Consider the following 18,215-nt stretch of genomic DNA (forward strand, 5'->3'; position numbering starts at 1 on the left):
AGGTAGGTTTACGGGTCGTGAGCGAGAACACCGACGACAAGCTGCCCATTCGCATGCTGCATGACCGCGTGCTGGTCCGGTCCGATACGCCCGAGGGCGAGCGGCGTTCGGGCGGCGGCATTCTGATTCCGGCGACGGCTGCGGTCGGTCGTCGGCTGGCCTGGGCCGTGGTGGTTGCGGTCGGCCAGAATGTGCGGACGGTTGAGCCCGGTGACCGGGTGCTGTACGACCCCGAGGACCGTGCGGAGGTCGAGGTGCGCGGGGTGGCGTACGTACTGATGCGGGAGCGGGATCTGCACGCGGTGGCGGCGGACCGGTTCGAGGGTTCGGTGGATTCGACCGGGTTGTATCTGTAGCCCCCGACATCTGTGATGCATGGCCTGGTGACTGGCGTCACCAGGCCATCTGCATGTATTTGCTACGTTGGTGGGACCCCGACGAGACGCGCCGTACCGGGCTTCCGCAAAGACGACGCACCCGTGATGTCCGTGTCTGTGGTGTCGGAGGTGCCGTCGTGGCGTGGGTTCTGCTGCTTGTGGCCGGTCTGCTGGAGGTGGGCTGGTCGATCGGGATGAAGTACACCGACGGGTTCACCCGGCTGTGGCCGAGTGTGTTCACCGGGTTCGGGATCGTGGCCAGCATGGTGCTGCTGTCGCAGGCGGCGAAGTCGTTGCCGATCGGTACGGCGTACGGCGTGTGGGTCGGTATCGGTGCGGCGGGGGCGGCGGTGCTCGGCATGGTGGTGCTGCACGAGCCGGTGACCGTCGCCCGGATTTTCTTCGTCTCGCTCCTGCTGGTGGCCGTGGTGGGGCTGAAGGCGACCTCGGGTCACTGAGCCGTGAGGCCGCCGCCGGGTGTTCTTCAGCCGCTGGGTGTCGGGTCCGTGCTGTCGGCACCCCGGGGGAGGAAGTCGTGGATGCCGTTGTGGTCCTCTGCGCCGTTGTCGCCGTCTCCGCCGAACAGGGGGCCGGTGGGCTCGGGCTCGGTCGCGGGTTCGCTGCCGGCGGGTGGCGTCGGGACGGCGGGCGGGGTGCCGGCCGGGCTGCTCGGTGGTGTGCTGGACGGGGTTGCGGACGGCGTGCCGGTTTCGGTCGGGCCGGTCTCGAAGTCGGTGGGCAGGCGTGGTTCTTCGGCGCCGCGTTGGAGTTCGAGGTCGAAGTCCTGGACGCTGGTGCCCTGCAGCGCGGCGCCGGTGTACTGGGCCCAGGTCTGGGCCGGGGCGCCACCGCCGTTGACGCGGGGCAGGCCGAGTGCTCCGTAGAGCGGTGTCTGCACGCCGGTGTCCGGGTCCTGGCCCATGACGGCGATGACGGTCGCGAGGTCGGGGGTGTAGCCGGCGAACCAGGCGGCCTTGTCTTCCTCGGCGGTGCCGGTCTTGCCGGCGGCGGGGCGGCCGGCGGCCTGGGCTGCGGTTCCTGAGCCGTTGTCGACGACGCTCTGCAGGATCGAGGTGGTGGTGTCGGCGGCTTCGCGGCTGACGGCCCGTTCGGTGTTCCGGTGGGGGAGGGCGAGGTCCTCGCCGTTCTTGCTGATCCTGACGACGAGGGTGGACGCGCGGTGCCTGCCGTGGTTGGCGAGGGTGGCGTACGCCCCGGTCATGTCGAGGACGCTGGCGGTGGCGGTGCCGAGCGCGATGGACGGCGTTGCGCTGAGGTCGGGGGTGGTTGCGGGGATGCCGAGGGCGATGGCGGTCCGTTTGACGTTCTCGGGGCCGACGTCCTCGGCCATCTGCGCATAGACGGCGTTGACGGACTTGTCGGTGGCGGCGCGGACCGTGATCCGCCCGTAGTCGATGTCGTCCTCGTTGGCGGGGGCGTATCCGGTGGGCCCGTCGGGGCCCTGGACCATGCGCTTGTTGGAGCCGTCGTAGATGGTGTACGGGGTGATGCGCCGGCCGTGCCGGGTGGTGGCGTCGTTGACCACGGCGGAGGTGAAGACGAACGGTTTGAAGGTGGAGCCGACCTGGTAGTCGCGGCGGGTGGCGTTGTTGACGTACTGCTTGGTGTAGTCGATGCCGCCGTACAGGGCGACGACCCGGCCGTTGGCGGGGTCGATGGAGGCGCCGCCGGCGCGGACGTTGCGGTCGGCCGTGCGCTCCTTGCTCGTCTGCGACATCACGTTGTCGTTGACGGCTTCGACGAGGGCGTTCTGTTTCTTCTTCTCGAGTGTGGTGGTGATCCGGTAGCCGCCGGTGGCCAGTGTCTTCTCGTCGATGACCTTGTGGGTGGTGAGGTAGTCCTTGACGGCCTGGACGATGTACCCGCGCTGCCCGGAGAGTCCGGTGGAGGTCTTCACCTTGCCGGGCACGGGGAACGTCATGGTGGCGCGCTCGGTGGGGCTGAGCCAGTTCTCCTTGACCATGCCGTCGAGCACGTAGTTCCACCGGGCGACGGCCGCGGCCTTGTTCTCGGGGTGGACGACGACGTCGTAGACGCTGGGGGCGTTGAGGAGGGAGGCGAGGTACGCGCCTTCGGCGGTGGTGATCTCGCCGATGTCCTTGCCGTAGTACGCCTGGGCGGCGGCCTGGATGCCGTAGGCGTTGCGGCCGAAGTAGCTGGTGTTGAGGTAGCCCTCGAAGATCTGGCTCTTGCTCACTTCCCGGTTGAGCTTGATCGCGATGAAGAACTCCTTGATCTTGCGCAGGACGGTCTGTTCCTGGCCGAGGTAATAGTTCTTCACGAACTGCTGGGTGATGGTCGAGCCGCCCTGTCTGCCCTTGCCGGTGAGGGTGTTCCAGCCTGCGCGGATCATGGCCTTGATGTCGACGGCGCGCTCGGAGTAGAAGTTGCGGTCCTCGGCGGCGAGGACGGCGTGCTGCACGTGGAGGGGGACCTGGGAGAGGGTGACGTTCTCCCGGTTGACGTCGCCGTCGCGGGCGATGACGGAGCCGTCCTCGTAGAGGTAGACGTTGGACTGCGCGGTGGCGGTGGGGTTGGCGGGAGGGATGCCGACGAGTGAGTACCCGGCGATGAAGCCGCCGATCAGGACCAGGGCGACCACCAGGAGCGTGGCGAGTACGACCCTCCAGGTCGGGACGGCCCGCCGCCAGCCGGTGCGTTTGGGGCGGTTTCCGCGCCCCTTCTTCCCTCCGGGCGCGGCCGCGGGGCCTGCGGGGGCGCCGGGTCCGGCAGGCAGGTCTCTCGGGGCCCAGTTCCCGTCTCCGGAGGCTCCGCTCTGCTGCTGTGGCTCGTCGCTCATGTCGGTGAAGACTCCTCGGCCGCGGTCAATTCCCCCATAGTGCACTTTTCTATGGGATAGGCCCTGGATCGACCTCCGGAAGGGGGGTCGAAAAGCGGTCGCGGCGGCTGCTCCCGCTGGACTAAGGTCGTGCGCTTTGGTGCCAGACGCCGTAGGGCGTCCGAGTGCGAACGATTGCGGGGGCGTTTGAGGTGCGGCTGTACGCGATGGTTGCGGCGGGCGGTTACCGGCGCTACTCCACCTACCGGATCGCCACGGCGGCCGGAGTGTTCACCAACACCGTCTTCGGCTTCATCCTGGCGTACACCTATACGGCGCTGTGGAACGAGCGGCCGCAGCTCGGCGGTTACGACATGTCCCAGGCGCTCACCTACGTGTGGCTGGGACAGGCGCTGCTCGCCACCTGCGCCATGATGGGCGGCGGCTTCGAGGACGAGCTGATGGAGCGGATCCGTACCGGCGATGTCGCGATCGACCTCTACCGGCCGGTCGATCTCCAAATGTGGTGGCTGGCCGGGGACTTGGGGCGGGCGGCGTTTCAGTTGCTGGCGCGCGGCATCGTGCCGATGGTGCTGGGCGCGCTGGCCTTCCCGCTGGCGCTGCCCGTGTCGCCGGGGATCTGGCTGGCTTTCCTGGTCTCGGTGACGCTCGGTGTCGTGGTCAGTTTCGCGGTGCGCTACCTGGTGGCGCTGTCCGCGTTCTGGCTGATGGACGGGGCGGGCGCGGCGCAGATCGCCTTCCTGGCAGGGATGTTCTTCTCCGGGATGCTGCTTCCGCTGACGTTGTTCCCGGGTGCGCTGGGCGAGGTGGCGCGGGCGTTGCCGTGGTCGGCGCTGCTGCAGGTGCCGGCCGACGTCTTCCTCGGCAAGCACACGGGGTGGGGGCTGGTGGAGGCGTTCGCGTTCCAGGGCGGGTGGGCGCTGGCGCTGCTGCTGACGGGGCGGCTGGTGCAGTCGGTGGCGACGCGGAGGGTGGTGGTTCAGGGTGGCTGAGGTTGCCGAGGTTGCCGAGGAGGTCGACGCCCGGCCGGAGGCGGTGTTCGCCGAGCGGCCGAGGCTGGTCGAAGGGGTTCGTGCGTACGGGCTGATCGCCTCGATGTGGCTGCGCTCGACGATGGCGTACCGCGCCTCGTTCGTCATGACGACGTTCGGGAACTTCGCGGCGACCTTCTTCGACTTCGTCGCGATCATGCTGATGTTCGCGCACGTCGACGAGTTGGGCGGCTACTCGCTGCCGGAGATCGCCCTGCTGTACGGGGCGTCGGGCACCGCGTTCGGGCTGGCGGATCTGGTGCTGGGGTCGATGGACCGGCTGGGCCGCCGGGTCCGGGACGGCACGCTGGACACGCTGCTGGTGCGCCCGGTGCCGGTGCTCGCCCAGGTGGCGGCGGACCGGTTCGCGCTGCGCAGGCTGGGGCGGATCACGCAGGGGTTGCTGGTGCTCGGCTACGCCCTGGTGACGCTGGACATCGCGTGGACACCGGTGCGGGCGGCGGTGGTGCCGCTGATGCTGCTGAGCGGGGCGGCGATCTTCGGGGCGGTCTTCGTGGGCGGGGCGGCGTTCCAGTTCTTCGCGCAGGACGCCGCCGAGGTGCAGAGCTCCTTCACGTACGGCGGGAACACGCTCCTCCAGTACCCGCCGACGGTCTTCGCGAAGGATCTGGTGCGCGGGGTGACGTTCGTCGTGCCGCTGGCCTTCGTGAACTGGCTGCCCGCGCTGTACGTGCTGGGCCGGCCGTACCCGCTGGGGCTGCCGGAGTGGGTGGCGTTCCTGCCGCCGGTGGTGGCGGGGGTGTGCTGGGTGCTGGCGGGGGCGGCGTGGCGGGCGGGCCTGCGCTCGTACCGCAGCACGGGCAACTGAAGAGCGGGGCAGGCGGGACGAGGACGAGGGCGAGGACGAGGCATGGACACGGATACGGACTTCATCGAGCTCGACGGTGTCGAGAAGGTCTTCGACGTACGCCGCAGGACGGGTTTCCTGCGCAGTGAGCGCCGCGAGGTGCGCGCGGTCGACGGAATCAGCTTCCGTGTGGCGCGCGGCGAGATGGTCGGCTACATCGGCCCGAACGGCGCGGGCAAGTCGACCACCATCAAGATGCTGACCGGCATCCTGACGCCGAGCGGCGGCAGGCTGCGGGTCGCGGGCATCGACCCTTCGAGGGAGCGTACGAGGCTGGCCCACCGGATCGGTGTGGTCTTCGGCCAGCGCACCACCCTCTGGTGGGACCTGCCGCTGCGCGACTCGTACCGGCTGGTGCACCGGATGTACCGGATCCCGGACGCCCGCTACCGCCGGAACCTGGACCGGTGTGTCGAACTCCTCGATCTGGGCGAGCTGCTGGACGTACCGGTGCGGCAGCTCTCGCTCGGGCAGCGGATGCGCGGCGATATCGCGGCGGCGCTGCTGCACGATCCTGAGGTGCTGTATCTGGACGAGCCGACGATCGGCCTCGACGTGGTCTCCAAGGCCAAGGTCCGTGGGTTTCTGCGGGACCTGAACGCCGAGCGGGGTACGACGGTGCTGCTGACCACCCACGATCTGACGGACATCGAGCAGCTCTGCCGGCGGGTGATGGTGATCGATCACGGCCGTCTGATGTACGACGGGGCGCTCGCCGGCCTGCATGAGGTGGGCGAGAGCGAGCGCACCCTGGTCGTCGATCTGGAGCGTGAACTCCCGCCGATCCGGCTGGAGTCGGAGCCGTCGGTGCGCACGGTGAAGGTGGAGGGGCCGAGGCAGTGGCTGGCCTTCCCGGCGTCCGGTTCGGCGGCGCCGCTGGTGGCGCGGATCGCCGCGGACTATCCGTTGGTGGACCTGTCCGTGCGGGAGCCGGACATCGAGGCCGTGATCGCGAAGATGTACGCGTCGGCCGACGGTGTGTGACGGCGTGGATCCGGGCCGGCGGGGTGTGGGCGGCAGCGGATCGGTGACGTGAACGGGCGTGTTCAATAGGGTGTTTCGCATGACGAGCGAATCTCCGGACATGCGTGCTTCCGACGCCGAGCGTGAACGTATCGCCGAGACCCTGCGCGACGCGGTGGCCGAGGGCCGGTTGCAGATGGAGGAGTTCGAGCAGCGGCTCGAAGCCGCCTACAAGGCCCGTACGCACAGCGAGTTGGAGCCGCTGGTCCGCGATCTTCCGGCGCCGGGGGCAGCGGTGGCGCCGGTGGGTTCGGGGAGCGTGCCCGCGGCCCGGACGGGTTCGCCTGCCGTCAACTGGGCGGAACGGATCGGCGGTCCCGCCACGTCGAGGGGTGCGTTCGCCTTCTGGGGCGGTTTCGGGCGCAGGGGTACGTGGACGGTGGGCCGGATCTTCACCGCGTTCGCCATGTGGGGCGGCGGCGAGATCGATCTGCGCGAAGCCCGTTTCGAGGACCGCGAGGTGGTGATCCGCTGCTTCGCGATCATGGGCGGGATGCAGGTGACGGTCCCGCCGGAGCTGGACGTCCAGGTCACCGGCACCGGCATCATGGGCGGCTTCGGTGACCGGGCGATGGGTGCGGGCGTCCCCTCGCCGGGCTCGCCGCGGGTGCGGATCACCGGCTTCGTGCTGATGGGCGGAGTCGGTGTGGAGCGCAAGCGGACGAAGGCGGAGAGGCAGCAGTTGAAGGCGCAGGAGCGGTCCCGGCAGCTGAAGAAGGGCCCCGGGGACGCATAGACCCTGCCCGGCCGCTCAGGCACGGTGGTGCGCCCGGCCGCGATGCGCACTGCCGTGCGTGCCTGCGGATGACGTCGTCGGTGCCGGCCGGGCGTCTCCGGTCGGAGGGGCCGCGCCGGACGTCTTCGGTCAGAGCTGGTCGGACATCGCCCTCTCCCGGTACAGGGTCCGCAGATCCACCCGCTGTCCCAGCCGCAGATATCCCTGGTCGTTGAGATGCAGATGGTCGCCGCTGTCGAACTGCGGAAGGAGCCGGCTCGGCCGGCGCGGGTCGCGTACCGCCTTGTCGAAGTCGACGACGTCGTCGAAGATGCCGCCCGCCCGGATCAGCGCGTTGACCTGCGTCCGTACGGCGTCCTGCGCGGGCGCCCAGTTGCGTGACCCCTCGTGCGGCGTCAGCGTCGCCCCGACGACGTGCAGCCCGTGGGCGTGGGCGCGCTCGGTCAGGTCCGCCAGCGCGTCGGCGATCCGCTGCGGGTCCCGTTCCTGCGGGAACAGCTGCACGTCGTTGATGCCGAGCGCGATGACGACGGTCTTCACTCCGGCGACACCCAGCACATCACGGTCGAAGCGCGCGCTCGCCCGCTGCCCGTGGCTCGCCCCGATGCCCTGCCCGTCGAGCAGGATGCGGTTGCCGGCGATGCCCTCGTTGACCACCCCGTACCGGCCGTGCAGCCGGTCGGAGAGCACGTCGGGCCAGCGGCCGTTCACGTCGAGGGTGGAACCGCTGCCCGCGCTCAGTGAGTCGCCGATGACGGCGATCGCCCCGGCGGCGGTGTCGTTGCGGACGTCCACGGCGGTGAGATAGCGCCACAGGGTGCTGCGCCAGGTGCCGTGCTCGTCCTCCACGTACGACGTCTGGTGGGTGTTCGGGTGGATGGTGACGGGCCCGGACGTGGTGGGTGCGCGCAGGGTGACGACGAGGTCGGCGTCGGCCGCGACGGGAACGACGACGGGATCGCTGACGAACTGCCCGCCCGCCGGGATCGTGACGGTCGGCGCGCCGCGGAAGGTGACGGGCCGGGTGTTCACGGTGGCTTCGTCGATGAGCAGCGGGCGCGTACCGAAGAGGTTGGAGAGGGTGATGCGGGCGGCGTCACCGCCGATGCTGGTGTGCACGACGTTACGGATGGTGCGCCGCGTCGGGTCATGGCCGGCGGGCCAGTCCGTGCTCGTGCTGGCGTATGCGTTCGCGTGCGTGTCCACGTCCGTGTCCGCCACACCGAGGGCGGGTGCGCCGGCCCAGGTGCCGATCCAGACACCGCTGGAGTGGGCCGGCGCGACGGGCGAACGGGCGGCCGACGCCGTGCTGACCCCTTTCGGCGCGGAACCGTAGAACAGCACGGCCGTGGCGTATGCCACGAGCGCGGCGGTTCCCGCCACGAGGGCGACGAGCAGGGCGGTTCCCTGGCTCCTGGGCATGGGCGGCGTGTCTCCTCGTGCTGAAGGGGGCTGATCTCATGATGAGGCAGGGCGCGGGGAACTCAATATGCGGCCCGGGAGTAGGTCGGGTAAGGACAATGCGTACGGGCACCGGGGGCGATGCGTACGTGTACGCGGACGGGTGGAGCGGATGGAACGGATGGAACGGACCGGACCCGAGGAGCACGGCGACGGGGAGCCGTGGCCCGGGGCGGACATGTCGCATCCGGGTGCGGGCCCTGACCCGGCCCTGGAACCGGGCGCGGGCCCGCGCCCGGCCTCCGTCGCCGCACGCACCACCCCCGGCTCATCCACCACATCTGCCGGAACAGCCACTCCCGGCTCCCGGCGCCCCGCCCCCCTGGCGTCCTTCGCGTACACCGCCGCGGACGAGGAGAAGCGGCGCGGCGTGCGCCGTATGAAAACCACGGCCACGGGGCTCCTCCTGCTCGTCGCGCTCGTGTACGTCCTTGCCACCTGGGCGAAGAACGCGGGTGCGGTGGGCTGGCCGGGCTTCGTCGCCGCGGCCGCCGAGGCGGGGATGGTGGGTGCGCTGGCCGACTGGTTTGCCGTCACCGCACTGTTCAAGCGTCCGCTGGGCCTGCCGATCCCGCACACCGCGATCATCCCTACCAAGAAGGACCAGCTCGGAGCCTCATTGGGTTCCTTCGTCGGGGAGAACTTCCTCTCCGGCGATGTCGTACGCGGCCGGATCCACGCTCTGGCCGTCGGCGGCCGGCTCGGTGCCTGGCTGGCGGAGCCGGATCACGCGGACCGGGTCACTGCCGAGCTGGCGACCGCGCTGCGCGGTGCGCTGACCGTGCTGCGCGACTCCGACGTCCAGGCGGTGGTCGGCGAGGCGATCACCCGGCGGGCGAACGCGGCGGAGGTCGGCCCGGGTCTCGGCAAGATGCTGGAGAAGATCGTCGCGGACGGCGGCCACCGCAGGGTCGTGGACCTGCTCTGCGTACGGGCGCACGACTGGCTGGTGCTGCACGGCGACTCGGTGATGGACGCGGTGCAGGGCGGGGCGCCCGGGTGGACGCCGCGGTTCGTCGACCGGCGCGTGGGGGAGCGGGTCTACAAGGAGCTGCTGCGTTTCGTGACGGAGATGCGGGACATGCCGGGGCATCCGGCGCGCGGCGCGATCGACACGTTCCTGACCGACTTCGCGGCCGACCTGCAGACCGACTCGGACACCCGGGCGCGGGTGGAGCGGCTGAAGTCGGAGATCCTGGGGCGCCGCGAGGTCCAGGACGTCATCGCGTCGGCCTGGTCGTCCGTGCGCAGCATGATCATTGCGGCGGCGGAGGACGAGCAGAGCGAACTGCGGCTGCGGGCGCGCGCCTCGCTGATGTCGCTGGGGGCCCGGCTGGCGACGGACGGGCGGCTCCAGGCGAAGCTGGAGGGCTGGCTGGAGGACGCGGCGGTGTATGTCGTCACGACGTACCGCACGGAGATCACGTCGCTGATCAGCGACACGGTCGCGAGCTGGGACGCGGATCAGACGTCGAAGAAGATCGAGGCGCACATCGGCCGCGACCTGCAGTTCATCCGGATCAACGGCACGGTGGTGGGTGCGCTGGCCGGGCTGCTGATCTATACGGTGTCGCGGGCGTTCGGCGCGTAGTCACCGGGTGCGGCGCGCGGTTCCGTCCTGCGCGCGGCTGCTCGGACACGACAGCGAGCTGACCACCGCCGGAGTATTAAGGGCTGTCCCGTAACCCCCGGCGGGCGCGCGGCGTCAGCTACGGCACCTCGCCGCGTTGTCGGAACGCCCGTATACGCCCAGTATGCGGATGTCCCTCCGCCTTGCGATGCACCGCATCTGACGCCGCGCGCTGATCCACCAGGGATTACGGGACAGCCCTTAGGCTGCGGACATGAGTGACGTGTACGCCGTGGACTTCGCCCTTGACCTGCATGCCTCAGTACCCGGCTCCGTACTCGCCGATCTGCGATGGCACCTCGGCATCGAGGCCGGCGGCGAGAGGGAAGCGGAGGACCCCGTCGGCGAGACGGGCGATGTGTTCCCCCTGCTTGCGGCGCGCGGACCTGCGGCGCGAATCGGCGGGGTCCTGGTGGGCGAGTTCGCCCGGACGGACAGCGGGTGGTCGCTGACGGCGCGCCAGGAGGTGCACGCCGAATTCCTCCCCGAGCTGGATTCGCTCGCGGAGCGACTCGCGTGGAATTCCAGCACCGAGGGAGTGATCGGGCACATTCGCTTCTACGAGGATGACGTCCCCGATCTGTTGATCAACAGGTCGGGAAGGCTGGTGAAGACATCCCTCGCTCCCGCTGGAGCGGCTACCGCCTGAATCGGAGAGAGATTACTGATCCTCAAGGGGGCAGTCGTCTCCCAGGAGTGACTCACTCAGTGTGTCGTCGTCGATTTCCGGCGGCGCTTGTGCGCCTGCTCCGGTGAGGGTTCCGGGTGCGTACCCGTCCTGTCGTACGGGTACGCACCCGGCTTACGCGGGGGAGTGGTCTTGAATACGCGCCCCACCGCTCCCGCGTTCAGCCCCGCGAGAAAATCACTCCGCGCCGCCCTGCCGCACTCGCCCGCAGGGCCAGGGCGGCTGATCTCCCCTCGCCGGTGAAGCCGCAGTGACCGGACCCCGCTCGGTTCAGAGCCCGGGCGCCGGGCACGATTTCGGGCAATCGCGCTCAGGCAGCGCGGCGGGTGACCGCCCACGATGCGGCGGCGACCGTGCCCGCGACGGTGAAGACGGCCGGCCAGGCGCCGAGCTTCTTGGCCAGCGGGTGCGAACCGGCGAACGCGACGACGTACGCCGTGGTCAGAGCGGTGGCCGCGCGGGGCCCGGCCTGCCGGTTCCACTCGTACGCGGCGACGGACCCGGCGGCGGCGAGTGCGACTCCGCCCAGCGGCCGCTTCTTGGTCCACCGCGCGATCGCGTATCCGCCGACCAGTCCGCTCGCCGCCACCGCAGCCGCGGGAACCTTCGCCATTGTCGCCACCTTCGCCTTCTCACTGTCCGGTTCTTCGTGTCTTGCCGGACTTCCGAGGCTAACGCGGTGGGCGGACGCCGGATTGCGGGAGGGGGTGCACATGCGTTTACCCTGGGGTGAACGCATGTGCACCTCCTCATGGTTCCGCCACCCGCACCACTACCGAGCACCGTACGGAGCATGCATGTCCGCGGACATATCCGCCCTCGACGGGGCTGCCGGGCAGACCCGGACCCCGCACCACCCCCGGTTCGCCGTGGGCGTCCTGGCCTTCTGCGGCGTCGTCGTCGCGGTCATGCAGACGATCGTCGTCCCGCTCCTCCCGCACATCCCGGCCCTCACCGGCGCGACCCCCACCGCCGCGAGCTGGCTGGTCACCGTCACGCTCCTCACCGGGGCCGTCTTCACGCCCGTCCTGGGCCGGGTCGGCGACATGTACGGCAAGCGGCGGGTGCTCGTCGCCTCGCTCGCCGTACTGGTGGCGGGCTCGGTGCTGTGCGCGGTCAGCTCCCACATCGGCGTACTGATCACCGGCCGGGCCCTCCAGGGCGCCGCGCTCGCCGTCGTACCGCTGGGCATCAGCATTCTGCGCGACGAACTCCCGCCCGAGCGGGTGCTCTCCGCGGTCGCCCTGATGAGTTCGACGCTCGGCATCGGCGCTGCCGTCGGCCTGCCGGTCGCGGCACTTGTCGTGGAGAACTTCGACTGGCACACCATGTTCTGGGTGTCGGGAGCGATCGGCCTCATCGACATCGTGCTGGTCCTCTGCTGCGTACCGGAGTCGCCGCTGCGCACCCGCGGCCGCTTCGACGCCGTCGGCGCACTGGGGCTGTCCGCGGCCCTGGTCTGCCTGCTGCTCGCGGTGACGCAGGGCGCCGACTGGGGCTGGACGTCGACGCGTACGGTCGGTCTGCTCGTCGCGGCCGTGGTGGTGGCGCTGCTCTGGGGTGCGTACGAGCTCCGCGTCACGACGCCCATGGTCGACCTGCGGGTCTCGGCCCGCCCGGCCGTCCTGCTCACCAATATCGCTGCCCTGCTGATCGGCTTCGCCTTCTACGCGAACTCGCTGGTCACCGCCCAGATGGTGCAGGAGCCGAAGGCGACGGGCTACGGGCTCGGCGCCTCGCTCGTCGTCAGCGGGCTCTGCCTGCTGCCGGGCGGTGTGGCGATGGTGGCGCTCTCGCCGGTGTCGGCGCGGATCTCGGCGGCCTACGGGCCGAAGGTCAGCCTGTCGCTGGCGGCGGGGATCATCGCCACCGGCTATGTGGTGCGGTACTTCACCAGCCACAGCCTGTGGCTGATCATCGCAGGTGCGACGGTCGTCGCCTCGGGCACGGCCATCGCGTACTCGGCGCTGCCCGCGCTCGTGATGCGCGGGGTTCCGGTCGGCGAGACGGGTGCGGCCAACGGACTCAACACGCTGATGAGGTCGATCGGCCAGGCGTTCTGCAGCGCGACGGTGGCGGCGGTCCTCGCCGACATCACGTTCCGGGTGGGCGGCCGGACGGCCCCGACGCTCCATGCCTACCAGGTCGTCTTCCTGATCGCGGCGGGTGCGGCACTGCTGGCGCTGGCGGTCACGCTGTTCCTGCCGGGCACGCGTACGCCCCCTGAGGGTACGGTCGAGGAGAGCCGTGGCGACCGCAGAGGCGGTGCGCGGGCGGTCACGATCGAGGAGGGCGCATGACCGGCAGCCAGGCCACCGTTCCGGCTCCGGCACCCGCCGACCCCGGGACCGGCCGGGACGCGATCCTGCGGGCGGCCCGGCGGGCGTTCACCCTGCGCCCGTACGCCGAGGTGACCATCCGGGGGATCGCCGCGGACGCGGGAGTCAGCCCTTCCCTGGTCGTGAAGCACTTCGGCCGCAAGGAAGAACTGTTCAACATCGTCGCCGACTTCGGACCGGCAGCCGGGGAACTCTTCGACGCACCCCTGGAGATGCTGGGCCGCCACATGGTGGTGACCCTCGTGCGCCGCCGCCGCGAACAGCAGCTGGACCCGCTCCTGCGCGTCGTGTACTCCCTGGGCAACCAGGACGAACGCTCACTGCTGCGCGACCGCTTCCACGAACAGGTCACCGAGGCGCTGACCGCCCGCCTCCCCGGCAGCGACCGCACCCTGCGCGCCGAGCTGATCGCCGGGCATCTGCTGGGCCTGGGCGCCACGTTGAGCCTGCACCGCGAGGGCGCGGCATCGCTGGAGACCCCCGAACGCCTCGCCGATCTGTACGCGCCCGCGCTCCAGACGCTGATCACCGGATGAAGGGCGGGAGCGATACAGGCAGGGATGGTTGGGTGCGAACGGGCGGAGCGTGAGTCGGGATCGCTTCCTGAGGTCCGCCGGTGGCCAGTTCACCCTGGTCGGTTTCGGCGTCCCGCATGTTCTCGGGGCCTTTTCGGGAGTGATCGGCGCAGGCCCGCGCAGATCCGCGACGCGTTCGCCACTCTCCAGGCAACCCTGGACGACACCTGCACCCTGGGTGCGGGCGACTGCGCCTCCTTCCTGAGCCGGGTCCACGACGAACTGACGGCCCTGGAAGCGTCGATGAAGGCATATCCGAACGGCGGAACGGACCACTTCGGGGAGCCCGTTGTCCGGATCGCCACCCGGCGCAGGACGCTGAATGGCGACACCTCCGGAGTCAACGTGGAGAAGCACCCCTCCAAACCGTTCGGCACCCGCGACCGCATCAACACGTGGATGCAGGGCCACCTCGAGGACTACCGCTGACGCCGTGGCGTCACACCTACGTGCTCCCCAGCTCCTTAGCTCCTTGAAAACGAGGAGGCAGATGGGGCCGTGTGCGGAGGCAGGTGTCACCGGGAGGGACGGTCCGCCCACCTCCGGAGTTGAGAGGCTGTGCTCGATCGGCGACGGGAAAGAGGACGGTGCCGTGACCTCCCCATGGCACCCGCTTCAGGTGATCGACGAACCCTGCTTCCTTGGGAACGGGAATTGGCGGCCCGAAATTCGACGCGGATAAGGCAGCTGAAATCAAGCGCTTAGAAGGAACTCAGAGGGTACTCAGAGACGGCGAGTCCAGGCGGGAGGAATTTTGCTGATACTTCAATCTTTATCCCATTCGCCCACTTCCACCTGGCTCGTCTGGTGCGGATCGACCCACCTCAAATCTTGGTGTAGCGTCTGCGCCCGAAGTAACGTGCTCCACTGGGGAAAAGGTTTTTGTGTGAAGGTTACCCGGGAGTTGGTGCCGGTAATCATGGGGCGAATTTTCGGCTACGAAAACCTGCTTTCGCAGGAAAGCTGGTCCTGACCTTTGCCGTACCGCACCCATGGGCGCGTCGATGCAGGGAGTCCAGGAGATGACAACGACTGCGGTTGTGCGCCGCCGACGGATTGCTCCCGCGCTGGCGGGTCTGTTCGGCGTTCTGTTCGCGCTTCTTGCCGCTTCTGTGCTGTTTGCGTTCCCCGCGACCGCTGCCGCGCCCCCGGTACCGGGATCTCCATTGGACGCGTACGGCAAGAACATCCCATATGACACGGGTGTACACCAGATCGCCAGGCTGGCGGCAATCATCGCCTATGTGCTCATGGTCGCCACCGTTGTCCTCGGAGTCGTTCTGCGACTCCGCTTCATGCAGCGCACTGTCAACCGGGCTACTTTCTACGGGACCCACATGACGCTGGCGCTCTCTGCCCTGATTTTCGGTTCGGTCCACGGCCTCACCTTCCTCTATCAGCCGATCTGGCAGATGGGTGTGCATGAGTTGACCCTTCCGTTCGTCGGTGGGGTCCAGCGCATTCCGGTGGGATTCGGCATACTTGGAACCGAACTCGCCATTGCCGTGGCCTGCTCCGTCTGGCTGCAACGCCGCCTGGGCTACCACCGTTGGCTGAGGTTCCACCAGCTCGCCTATGTGGCCTTCGCCCTGATCTGGCTGCATATCTTTCTGGTGCACCCGGAGCCGCGGCACGAGAACCTCGTGGCGATCGGCATCGCCGTCGGAGCCGGCACCTGCCTGCTCACGTTCCTGATCCGCATTTTTCCGTCACGCTCCAGGTTGCGGCAACGTGCTTTCCCCGGTGAATCAGGAGCCTCCAGATGACGGAACCTCACACCGGCCCCTGGTACCCCATGCCCGTCAACGCCGCACCGGTACCGCTGGCGGAACCGCCGGGCCATCAGCTTCAGCCGCACACCCAGCCCGGCCACCCCTACCCGCAGCGGTACATGCAGCCGTCTCCCCTCGCGCGACCGGTGCAACGGCCGGAACCCGCTCATCGGGAGCCCGTGCAATCGGACTCTTTCGAACTCGTACATCCCGTGCTGGTTCCGGAGGGCGAGCCAGTGCGGGTCGGCGTGGACAACAATCGCTGCCACATCTACGGCATCTGCCAACAGGAGGCCCCCGAAGTCTTCCGGGTTTCCGAAGGCGGGTCCCTGCACTACACCCGGAGCGTGCCGGCCGAGTTCGCGGCACAGGCGCGGCAGGCCGTGCGCTGCTGCCCCATGCAGGCCATCACGATCCGCGGCGGCCAGAGTACGGCCGGCGGTTCCGCCGGTGATCGACGACCCGCGCGCCCGCTGCGCAGCGGCTCCGCGGCACGCGCGAGCCGAAAGCGCATCGTCGTCGCCGGCGGCGGGCTGGCGGGCGTGAGCGCAGCGACCAGGATCAGGGAGCGCGGCTTCGACGGCGAACTCGTCATGGTGGGCGAGGAGGCCCGCCGTCCGTACAGCCGCCCGCCGCTGTCCAAGCAGTACCTGTCCGGCGATCTGAGCGGCGAGGATCTCACCTTTCGCGCGGATGAGGCGCTGGACGCCCACTGGCTGCTGGACACCCGGATGGTCGGCCTGGACATTGAGAAGCGCTCGGTGGAACTGCGCGGCGGCGAGCTTCTGCCCTTCGACGGGCTGGTCATCGCCACCGGAGTGGATGCCAAGCGCCTCCCCGAGGCGCCGGTCTTCAGCGAGCGGGTCCGCACCATCCGTACCCTTGAGGACGCCGACGCGGTGCGCCGCGCGATGCTTGCTGCGCGAGCCCACCACGTGGTGATCCTGGGCGGTGGATTCGTCGGCTGCGAACTGGCCTGCACTGCCAGGGAGCACGGGATGGACGTCACCCTGGTGGTGCACAGCGCACCGCTGCTGCGCCGAGTGCTGGGCTCCGAGATCGGCGAGGTCGTCGGCGACATCCAGCGCCGGGCGGGTGTCGACGTCCGGCTCGGCGTGGAGATCAGGGACTGGCAGGACCACGGGGACGGGCTCCGACTGCGGCTGAGCGACGGCGAGGTGCTCGACTGCGACTTCGTGGTGCTGGGCCTGGGCAGCGTGCCGCGGACCGAGTGGCTGCGGGGCAGCGGTCTCGATGTCTCCGACGGTGTGCTCTGCGGTCCTACCTGCCATGTGGTCGACCAGTGGGGTCGGACTGTTCGGCGCGTGGTTGCGGCGGGCGATGTGGCTCGCTGGCCGAACCCCCGCTTCGACGCCGAGCCACGTCGCGTCGAGCACCTCATCCACGCCGTCGAGATGGGGCAGCACGCCGCCGACGCGCTGCTGCGCGGGCCTGAGCGCGCCGCGCGCTTCACGCCCGTGCCGCGCTTCTGGTCGGAGCAGCACGGTACCCGCATCCAGGCCGTCGGTATCCCGGCGCTGGGCACGGAAGTGGAGGTGGTCGAGGGATCACTGCGTTCCGAGCGTTTCGTCGCCCGTTACAGCCGCTCGACCTCCTACGGTCCGCAGACAGTGGCCGCAGTCGCCTTCGACATGCCCCTCGAACTCCTCGCCTATCGGGACGAGATCGGACGTGCGCGTCCGGACTCGCGGACCGCGAACAGAAGGAGACGCCGTTGAGTCGCCGTGCCAACCGCAAACGACGTTCCGGGCGGCCACCCTACGGCGGTCCGTTGCCGTGGGCGCTGAGCCTGCCGGCCCGTCTGCGCATACGGTGGTTGCTGATCCTGGCCGTGATGGTGGTGGCCATGGGCGCCTACGGGCGGGTGCTGGTCACTGCCCAGCCGATGCCGCCGAGCAAGGTTCCCGCCATGGAGAGGGACACCGTGGACGCCCCCAGCTCTTCGCCCACGGTCCGCTGACGAAAGTGCAGGGCCCCGGGAGGACTACACCTGACGGAGCCGCGTCGCTCAGGCCAGATAGTCGGTGTAGTGCGTGGGGGCGATGCGAGCGTCGCCCTTGGCCGTGAGGACGTCGCCCTGGACGGCGGCGAACATGCCCGCGGTGTCGTCGGTGACGACAGTGCGGCCGTCGGGACGGGCGTTCAGGGTGATCCGGCCGAGTTCGTCGAGAGGGAAGACGTCGGGCCCGGCAACGTCGAGCGTGCCGTTCAGAGGGGTGCCGGCAGCGACTTCGGCGACAGTGTCGGAGACGTCCTGGGCGGCGATCGGCTGGATCGGGGTGGTGGGCAGGTGGACGGTGTCACCCTCAGTGGTCCAGGCCAGGACCGAGTCCATGAAATCCATGAACTGGGTTGCGCGGACGATCGAGTAGGGGATCGGCCCGGCTTTGAGGATGTCTTCCTGGAGGACCTTGGCCCGGTAGTAGTCGAGGTCGGGCACCTTGTCCACGCCGACGATCGACAGGATGACGATGTGGCCCACCCCGCCCTTCCGGGCGGCGGCCAAGAGATTGTCCATCGAGGTCCGGAAGAACGCCGGGGACGAGTCGTCGAACGTCGGGGAGTTCGTCAGATTGACGACGACATCGACGCCGGCCACCGCCTCCTCCAGACCCTGACCGGTGATGACATCGACACCTGTGGACAGCGAGTGCGGCACGGCCTCGTGCCCCGCCGCCTTCAGCTTCTTCACGACCTGCGACCCGATCCGGCCGGTGCCGCCGAGAACTGCGATCTTCATGGGTCACCTTTTCTTCGCTAGATTCTCCGGCAATGGGTCGGCGATTGGTTCATCGCCGGGCGATTACTCGGTTCCCATGGTTCATTTCCGCGTGCCGGACAGCTCGTCCGTATGCGGGAACCGGCTTCCGGAA

The 18,215-nt window shown here is 69.5% G+C and carries 18 protein-coding genes and 1 riboswitch; of the genes, 14 read left to right on the top strand and 4 right to left on the bottom strand.

Annotated elements, in window-relative coordinates; genetic code table 11:
* Positions 1–17 precede the first annotated feature (17 nt).
* Entirely contained in the window at positions 18–356 is a 339-nt protein-coding gene (locus OG878_RS24990) for a GroES family chaperonin (RefSeq protein WP_030923137.1), read from the top strand.
* Between the two features lie 56 nt (positions 357–412).
* A riboswitch (guanidine-III (ykkC-III) riboswitch) is annotated at positions 413–478 on the top strand.
* Positions 479–514: 36 nt separating this feature from the next.
* On the top strand, positions 515–835 hold the full coding sequence (locus tag OG878_RS24995; protein ID WP_328888837.1) for a DMT family transporter: 321 nt from the start codon (positions 515–517) through the stop codon (positions 833–835).
* Between the two features lie 26 nt (positions 836–861).
* Here the strand turns inward: OG878_RS24995 and OG878_RS25000 are convergent, their stop codons facing one another.
* On the bottom strand, positions 862–3,198 hold the full coding sequence (locus OG878_RS25000) for a transglycosylase domain-containing protein (protein ID WP_328888838.1): 2,337 nt from the start codon (positions 3,196–3,198) through the stop codon (positions 862–864).
* Positions 3,199–3,389: 191 nt separating this feature from the next.
* Between OG878_RS25000 and OG878_RS25005 the strand changes: the two genes are divergently transcribed.
* The 4 genes from OG878_RS25005 to OG878_RS25020 all read left to right on the top strand — a co-directional run bounded on the left by OG878_RS25005 (position 3,390) and on the right by OG878_RS25020 (position 6,856).
* Positions 3,390–4,190, top strand: coding sequence for an ABC transporter permease (locus tag OG878_RS25005; protein WP_328891374.1), 801 nt, complete (start codon positions 3,390–3,392; stop codon positions 4,188–4,190).
* Entirely contained in the window at positions 4,183–5,058 is an 876-nt protein-coding gene (locus OG878_RS25010) for an ABC transporter permease (RefSeq protein WP_328888839.1), read from the top strand. The genes OG878_RS25005 and OG878_RS25010 overlap by 8 nt, the downstream gene beginning before the upstream one ends.
* Positions 5,059–5,100: 42 nt before the next feature.
* Entirely contained in the window at positions 5,101–6,081 is a 981-nt protein-coding gene (locus OG878_RS25015) for an ABC transporter ATP-binding protein (protein WP_328888840.1), read from the top strand.
* Between the two features lie 100 nt (positions 6,082–6,181).
* Entirely contained in the window at positions 6,182–6,856 is a 675-nt protein-coding gene (locus tag OG878_RS25020; protein ID WP_328891375.1) for a DUF1707 SHOCT-like domain-containing protein, read from the top strand.
* 129 nt (positions 6,857–6,985) lie between these two features.
* Here the strand turns inward: OG878_RS25020 and OG878_RS25025 are convergent, their stop codons facing one another.
* A complete protein-coding gene (locus tag OG878_RS25025) occupies positions 6,986–8,278 on the bottom strand; it encodes a GDSL-type esterase/lipase family protein (RefSeq protein WP_328888841.1) in 1,293 nt (430 codons plus the stop codon).
* 151 nt (positions 8,279–8,429) lie between these two features.
* On the opposite strand from OG878_RS25025, the gene OG878_RS25030 reads away from it, so the two are divergent.
* Entirely contained in the window at positions 8,430–9,908 is a 1,479-nt protein-coding gene (locus OG878_RS25030; protein ID WP_328888842.1) for a DUF445 domain-containing protein, read from the top strand.
* A gap of 253 nt (positions 9,909–10,161) precedes the next feature.
* On the top strand, positions 10,162–10,596 hold the full coding sequence (locus tag OG878_RS25035; RefSeq protein ID WP_328888843.1) for a hypothetical protein: 435 nt from the start codon (positions 10,162–10,164) through the stop codon (positions 10,594–10,596).
* A 349-nt stretch (positions 10,597–10,945) separates the two neighbouring features.
* Here the strand turns inward: OG878_RS25035 and OG878_RS25040 are convergent, their stop codons facing one another.
* The gene (locus OG878_RS25040; protein WP_328888844.1) at positions 10,946–11,248 is read right to left on the bottom strand and encodes a hypothetical protein; all 303 of its coding nucleotides are present in this window, start codon (positions 11,246–11,248) and stop codon (positions 10,946–10,948) included.
* Positions 11,249–11,432: 184 nt separating this feature from the next.
* On the opposite strand from OG878_RS25040, the gene OG878_RS25045 reads away from it, so the two are divergent.
* The 6 genes from OG878_RS25045 (at position 11,433) to OG878_RS25070 (ending at position 17,302) form a co-directional block, all read left to right on the top strand.
* Positions 11,433–12,935, top strand: a complete 1,503-nt coding sequence (locus tag OG878_RS25045; protein ID WP_328888845.1) for an MFS transporter — start codon at positions 11,433–11,435, stop codon at positions 12,933–12,935.
* On the top strand, positions 12,932–13,510 hold the full coding sequence (locus OG878_RS25050) for a TetR/AcrR family transcriptional regulator (RefSeq protein WP_328888846.1): 579 nt from the start codon (positions 12,932–12,934) through the stop codon (positions 13,508–13,510). The genes OG878_RS25045 and OG878_RS25050 overlap by 4 nt, the downstream gene beginning before the upstream one ends.
* A 282-nt stretch (positions 13,511–13,792) precedes the next feature.
* On the top strand, positions 13,793–13,978 hold the full coding sequence (locus tag OG878_RS25055; protein WP_328888847.1) for a hypothetical protein: 186 nt from the start codon (positions 13,793–13,795) through the stop codon (positions 13,976–13,978).
* A gap of 593 nt (positions 13,979–14,571) precedes the next feature.
* Positions 14,572–15,315 carry a ferric reductase-like transmembrane domain-containing protein gene (locus OG878_RS25060; protein ID WP_328888848.1) on the top strand — a complete coding sequence of 248 codons (744 nt, stop codon included), beginning with the start codon at positions 14,572–14,574 and terminating at the stop codon, positions 15,313–15,315.
* Positions 15,312–17,060: an FAD-dependent oxidoreductase gene (locus OG878_RS25065; RefSeq protein ID WP_328888849.1), complete on the top strand. Its 1,749-nt coding sequence runs from the start codon at positions 15,312–15,314 to the stop codon at positions 17,058–17,060. Before OG878_RS25060 ends, OG878_RS25065 begins: the two co-directional genes overlap by 4 nt.
* Positions 17,057–17,302 (top strand): hypothetical protein, encoded by a 246-nt coding sequence (locus OG878_RS25070; RefSeq protein WP_328888850.1) that lies wholly within the window; start codon positions 17,057–17,059, stop codon positions 17,300–17,302. The genes OG878_RS25065 and OG878_RS25070 overlap by 4 nt, the downstream gene beginning before the upstream one ends.
* 48 nt (positions 17,303–17,350) lie before the next feature.
* Here the strand turns inward: OG878_RS25070 and OG878_RS25075 are convergent, their stop codons facing one another.
* Complete coding sequence (locus OG878_RS25075) at positions 17,351–18,082, bottom strand: SDR family oxidoreductase (RefSeq protein WP_328888851.1); 732 nt, start codon at positions 18,080–18,082, stop codon at positions 17,351–17,353.
* Between the last annotated feature and the right edge of the window lie 133 nt (positions 18,083–18,215).

Source organism: Streptomyces sp. NBC_00316 (genome assembly GCF_036158715.1).
Lineage (GTDB): Bacteria > Actinomycetota > Actinomycetes > Streptomycetales > Streptomycetaceae > Streptomyces.

What these genes read in the sequence shown, in the direction of transcription:
- OG878_RS25015 (WP_328888840.1), top strand. Translation starts at nt 5,101, where the DNA reads ATGGACACGGATACGGACTTCATCGAGCTCGACGGTGTCGAGAAGGTC.
- OG878_RS25000 (WP_328888838.1), bottom strand. Translation starts at nt 3,198, where the DNA reads ATGAGCGACGAGCCACAGCAGCAGAGCGGAGCCTCCGGAGACGGGAAC.
- OG878_RS25040 (WP_328888844.1), bottom strand. Translation starts at nt 11,248, where the DNA reads ATGGCGAAGGTTCCCGCGGCTGCGGTGGCGGCGAGCGGACTGGTCGGC.
- OG878_RS25020 (WP_328891375.1), top strand. Translation starts at nt 6,182, where the DNA reads ATGCGTGCTTCCGACGCCGAGCGTGAACGTATCGCCGAGACCCTGCGC.
- OG878_RS25025 (WP_328888841.1), bottom strand. Translation starts at nt 8,278, where the DNA reads ATGCCCAGGAGCCAGGGAACCGCCCTGCTCGTCGCCCTCGTGGCGGGA.
- OG878_RS25065 (WP_328888849.1), top strand. Translation starts at nt 15,312, where the DNA reads ATGACGGAACCTCACACCGGCCCCTGGTACCCCATGCCCGTCAACGCC.
- OG878_RS25060 (WP_328888848.1), top strand. Translation starts at nt 14,572, where the DNA reads ATGACAACGACTGCGGTTGTGCGCCGCCGACGGATTGCTCCCGCGCTG.
- OG878_RS25045 (WP_328888845.1), top strand. Translation starts at nt 11,433, where the DNA reads ATGTCCGCGGACATATCCGCCCTCGACGGGGCTGCCGGGCAGACCCGG.
- OG878_RS25075 (WP_328888851.1), bottom strand. Translation starts at nt 18,082, where the DNA reads ATGAAGATCGCAGTTCTCGGCGGCACCGGCCGGATCGGGTCGCAGGTC.
- OG878_RS25050 (WP_328888846.1), top strand. Translation starts at nt 12,932, where the DNA reads ATGACCGGCAGCCAGGCCACCGTTCCGGCTCCGGCACCCGCCGACCCC.
- OG878_RS25030 (WP_328888842.1), top strand. Translation starts at nt 8,430, where the DNA reads ATGGAACGGATGGAACGGACCGGACCCGAGGAGCACGGCGACGGGGAG.
- OG878_RS25035 (WP_328888843.1), top strand. Translation starts at nt 10,162, where the DNA reads ATGAGTGACGTGTACGCCGTGGACTTCGCCCTTGACCTGCATGCCTCA.
- OG878_RS25055 (WP_328888847.1), top strand. Translation starts at nt 13,793, where the DNA reads ATGAAGGCATATCCGAACGGCGGAACGGACCACTTCGGGGAGCCCGTT.